This is a genomic window from Okeania sp., assembly GCF_983059655.1.
The window spans coordinates 3,163-7,495 of record NZ_CEZPJD010000379.1; the positions used below are offsets into that span (position 1 = coordinate 3,163).

Sequence of the window (4,333 nt, forward strand, 5' to 3'; positions counted from 1 at the left end):
CTCAAATATTGGGAAACTCATTTGGCTAAAAGTTCATCTCTACTCTGATAAATAGGTGGTAAAATACAATGAGAAAGTTATAGTCACTCTTATTGACCAACAAACTCATTGTGAACGCTACCAGAAAACACAGGAGATGGCAATCAATCTCAACCCTCAAATATAGGGTTAGTTTGTTATCTTTTTCTTGACTGCGGAATGCCGCATAAACATAATTTTAAATTCTCCTTCTAAGATAATAAGTTATTAGCTGACTGCTAAATGCTGACTGCTGAATTCTTACTAACTAATACCAAACTCGCGGAGAACAACTAGGTCTTTTTAAATAAAAAAGACGGAGATAATGCCAAACCGAATTAAACCAATTTTTCACATTAATTATTGACTGCCCACAATAGCGACAAATCATCCCTTTAGGAACACGAGTAACACCTACTTCACCAGACATATCAATACCTAAACTTTGCCACAAGTCACGAGTTTTTGTAACTACCTCTGCTGTAACAGGTTGCCCAACAAAAATGAAACTTCCAACTACAGAATTATCAGCTAAACCCAAAAGACTATTAACCATTTCCGACCCACCTTTTAAGCATTGTCTGTCTATCCAGATAGGATAATTTTCTTGCCAAACCTCAGTATACGAACGCCAATTTCCTGTTAAAAACTTTTCTCCCCTAGCACTCCTGCCAAATCTAATAATTTCCCAACTCATCCAACTTGCTTCTACTCCTAAATGTACTTTTAAATCTTGCCGATATTCAGCACCATTAAATAGTATTGTTGGTTGAGGTAACCATTCTAAACAAGACTCACTATCAAGGTTAATACTAATATTTTGTTGAGCAAGCTGACCATTACTACGATAAATTTTACTAGCAGCAGCAGTAGTAATTAAAGCATGGGTAGTCGGTTGTAATTCGATATCAATAGAAAGGCGATCGCCTCCAACAATACCACCAGCAGTATGTAAAATTACACTATGACAAACTTCATTTCCTTCTGGATAAAAAGGTCTTTGTATTTTTAATGGTGCTTGATTTTTGCTTGTCATAATTTGAGTGGTGTTATTTTGTTTACCATAAATTAAATCGAGACTACCGTGCCATTCTTTAATCATAATTAGGATTTTTTTAGAGACTTTTTATATAGGAGAAGGAAGAACTAAAGTTGGAAAAATCTTACGTTGTCTGAAATCAAAAGTTGATGTTATCATAACAATGATCGAAGTAATGTTGATAGTAATGCGGACGGCTTATCAGTACAAATTAAAGTCTAATAAAGAACAAGTGTCTACCATAGAACGATGTCTGGACTTGTTACGTCGGCAGTACAACTATAGGTTAGGGGAGCGGTTCTCCTGGTGGGAAGAAAATCGCTGTCCGGTTAATGCTTGTCCCAAGGCGCATGCCAATTCCTCAACTCAGAGATAATCCAGATTATTACTCTCAAAAAAAAGATTTGGTCAATACCAAAGACAAGTTTCGGGAGTACAAGCTAATTCATTCTCAAGTTTTACAGGATTGCATAAAACGGGTAAAACTTGCCTTTGATAGATGGTTTAAGGCAGACAAAAATGGACAAAAATTAGGGAAACCAAGGTTTAAGAAAACAAGTCGTTATCGCAGTTTTACTTATCCTCAAATAAAACTTGACTGCATAGAGGAAAATCAAATTAATTTGCCCAAAATAGGAAAGGTAAAGTTAATTAAACATCGGCCTTTACCTGATGGTTTTCAAATTAAAACAGTGACAATTAGTCGTAAAGCAGATGGTTATTATGTGACTTTATCCCTAGAAGATAAATCAGTTCCAGCTTTAACAAGTAAAGTTGAACCTACATTAAAAAATACTCTGGGAATTGATATGGGGTTGAAGGAATTCTTAGTAACAAGTGAAGGAGAATCTGTTCCCATACCTCAATACTATCGAAAATCTCAAAAGCGATTAAAGACTCTACAGAAACGTTTATCTCGTAAAAAGAAAGGTAATAAAAGATGCTTAAAAGCTGTCAAAGCTTTGGCCAAACAACATAAAAAGGTTGCTGATAAACGTAAAGATTTTCATTTCAAAACAGCCAATGAATTATTATCAAAAGCAGAAGTTATAGCCCATGTAGACGCGGAGCGGCGTGCCGGAGGCAAACTTAAATATAAAAGGGCTAGCAAAGACTCGTTTGAGTAAATCAACTAACGATGCGATTTGGGGGACAATTCCTGTCTATTTTGACTGTCAAAGCCGGAAATGCTGGAGGTGAAAACCATCGCAGTAAACCCCAAAAATACCAGCCAAGATTGCTCAAACTGTGGGAAAAAAGTCGATAAAGAATTAAACATACGAACTCATTCTTGTCCGCATTTCGGTATTGTAATAGACCGCGACTGGAATGCAGCGATAAATATAAAAAATAGGGCGGCAGGGCATTCCGTCCTTAAAGCACGCGCTTGCCCGACGGGATACCGGGGCTACGAAACGAGAGAGCTTACACTATAGTGTCAGCGAGCGTGTGGGAGATGTCACTCAACTAAACTTGTTTCTTCAGTTGTAATAGCAATTTTTCCTACAGCATGACCCATTTCACTATAAGCATGAGCTTCTGCTATTTCTTCTAATTTATATGTACGGCCAATAATTGATTTAACTAATCCATCTTCAATCAATTCTCGGAGAGCATTTAAGTCACGGGGTTTTGGTTGGGCAAGAATTAATTTAGATTTTTTACCAGGCACAAATAAGCTTAAGAAAGTAGGAGGTAAATTGTCTACAGTTGGCAGAGTAGATATATAAATTCCCTCTGGCTTTAATACATTTTCACAACTAGAAAAAGTTTCTTTAGCCACAGCATCAAAAATAATATCGTACTGCTCTAATTCTTGAGTAAAATCAATTTGATTATAGTCAATAACTCGACTCGCTCCTAAACTTTCTACTAGGGTAATATTGTTACTACTACAAACACCTATTACTTCAGCTTTCATTGCTTTGGCAATTTGTACAGCAAAGATACCAACTCCACCAGAAGCACCATTAATTAATACTTTTTGTCCTGGTCTAATTTGACCTAAATCAAGTAATCCTTGAAAAGCTGTTAAACCTGCAACTGGAACTGTTGCTGCTTGAGAATGAGTCATATTTTTTGGTTTTAATGCTGCAGTATTTGCAGGTAAAGCAATAGATTCAGCATAAGCACCTCCTACTAATGGATTAATAAATGTATAAATTTCATCTCCTGGTTCAAAATTTTCTACTTGTTCTCCTACTTCTAATACAACTCCAGATAAGTCAGAACCTAAAATAATAGGAAAGTTAAAACCTGATAATAATTGTAGTTGCCCTTGTCGAATTTTCCAATCTACAGGATTAACACTTGTAGCGTGAATTTTTACTAATAATTGATTGGGTGTAATTTGAGGTTGGTTAATATCTGAATATTCCAATACATCAATAGAACCATACTGATTAATAGTGACGGCTTTCATAGAATTTCATAAATTTTAGAACTTTAATTAGAATACCAATAATTTCTTTGTTTCGCAAGGTATGTTCAATAATGAATAATGAATAATCACCTCTTCTTTTCAAGGAGAAGATTAACACTTAAGGATTTTTTTCTTCTCTTGAACGATTAAAAATAGCGAGTTATTCTCGCCATCTTTCAAGTATATTTTTCTCCTTTAAATAAGAGGATTTAAACCTTAATTATTCGGTAATAAGGAAGAATTAAAATTTGCATATAGAAGCATGAATAAAAGAAAATAATGATACAGAAAAGTAGAAGATTGGATTTGATAACAACTGATTATATCTATTAGTTGATAATTTGCTTTTTGTAGAATTATAATCATTTCAGTTGAGATTGATACAAGGGTTTCTTCCCTAGAAATACATTCAGCAAAAACAGTGTTTCATTGTTATTTGAAATTACTATATTTGTGAAATTTGTGAAAATTGTCATAATTTACTTCAGGTGAAAAATCTGATATTTTTGATTTTTCCTTTTTTTTATAGCAGGGAACAGTGGGAAAAATATTTCCCCTTATTCAGTTTATCATCCACACAATTCCTAACCAAATACGGTTTCCTACAGAATGCTGCGCAAACAGATAAGACCAAAACTCACAAAGTCTCGAACCATGAGAGTAGCTCTTCAGATGAAATAACTGCCAAAAAAATTCTTAACTGAACTGAATTGAGTCCTAATCTACCTGTCTATTGCTATATTTCATAAATAGACATCTACTGATCATAAAAAATAAAATTAATTATCGTACAGAAATTATTAATTCTTTTCACCTACTGCCTACTACCTACTTCCTCTTTTCTAGTAAGCATT

At 34.5% G+C, this 4,333-nt stretch carries 5 protein-coding genes; 3 read left to right on the plus strand and 2 right to left on the minus strand.

The features are described 5' to 3' along the window. Positions 1-286: 286 nt before the first annotated feature. A complete protein-coding gene (locus AC3DU7_RS19755; protein ID WP_488041020.1) occupies positions 287-1,120 on the minus strand; it encodes an urease accessory protein UreD in 834 nt (277 codons plus the stop codon). A gap of 100 nt (positions 1,121-1,220) precedes the next feature. Here AC3DU7_RS19755 and AC3DU7_RS19760 point away from each other — a divergent pair, with 100 nt between their 5' ends. Genes AC3DU7_RS19760 through AC3DU7_RS19770 form a run of 3 tightly spaced genes read left to right on the plus strand, consistent with a single transcriptional unit; the run spans position 1,221 to position 2,493 of the window. Then, entirely contained in the window at positions 1,221-1,433 is a 213-nt protein-coding gene (locus AC3DU7_RS19760; protein ID WP_488041021.1) for a helix-turn-helix domain-containing protein, read from the plus strand. Next, positions 1,408-2,184, plus strand: coding sequence for an RNA-guided endonuclease InsQ/TnpB family protein (locus AC3DU7_RS19765; RefSeq protein WP_488041022.1), 777 nt, complete (start codon positions 1,408-1,410; stop codon positions 2,182-2,184). Before AC3DU7_RS19760 ends, AC3DU7_RS19765 begins: the two co-directional genes overlap by 26 nt. Positions 2,185-2,244: 60 nt before the next feature. Further along, positions 2,245-2,493, plus strand: a complete 249-nt coding sequence (locus AC3DU7_RS19770; protein ID WP_488041023.1) for a zinc ribbon domain-containing protein — start codon at positions 2,245-2,247, stop codon at positions 2,491-2,493. 23 nt (positions 2,494-2,516) lie between these two features. Here AC3DU7_RS19770 and AC3DU7_RS19775 read toward each other — a convergent pair whose 3' ends face one another. Next, on the minus strand, positions 2,517-3,479 hold the full coding sequence (locus tag AC3DU7_RS19775) for an NAD(P)-dependent alcohol dehydrogenase (RefSeq protein ID WP_488041024.1): 963 nt from the start codon (positions 3,477-3,479) through the stop codon (positions 2,517-2,519). Between the last annotated feature and the right edge of the window lie 854 nt (positions 3,480-4,333).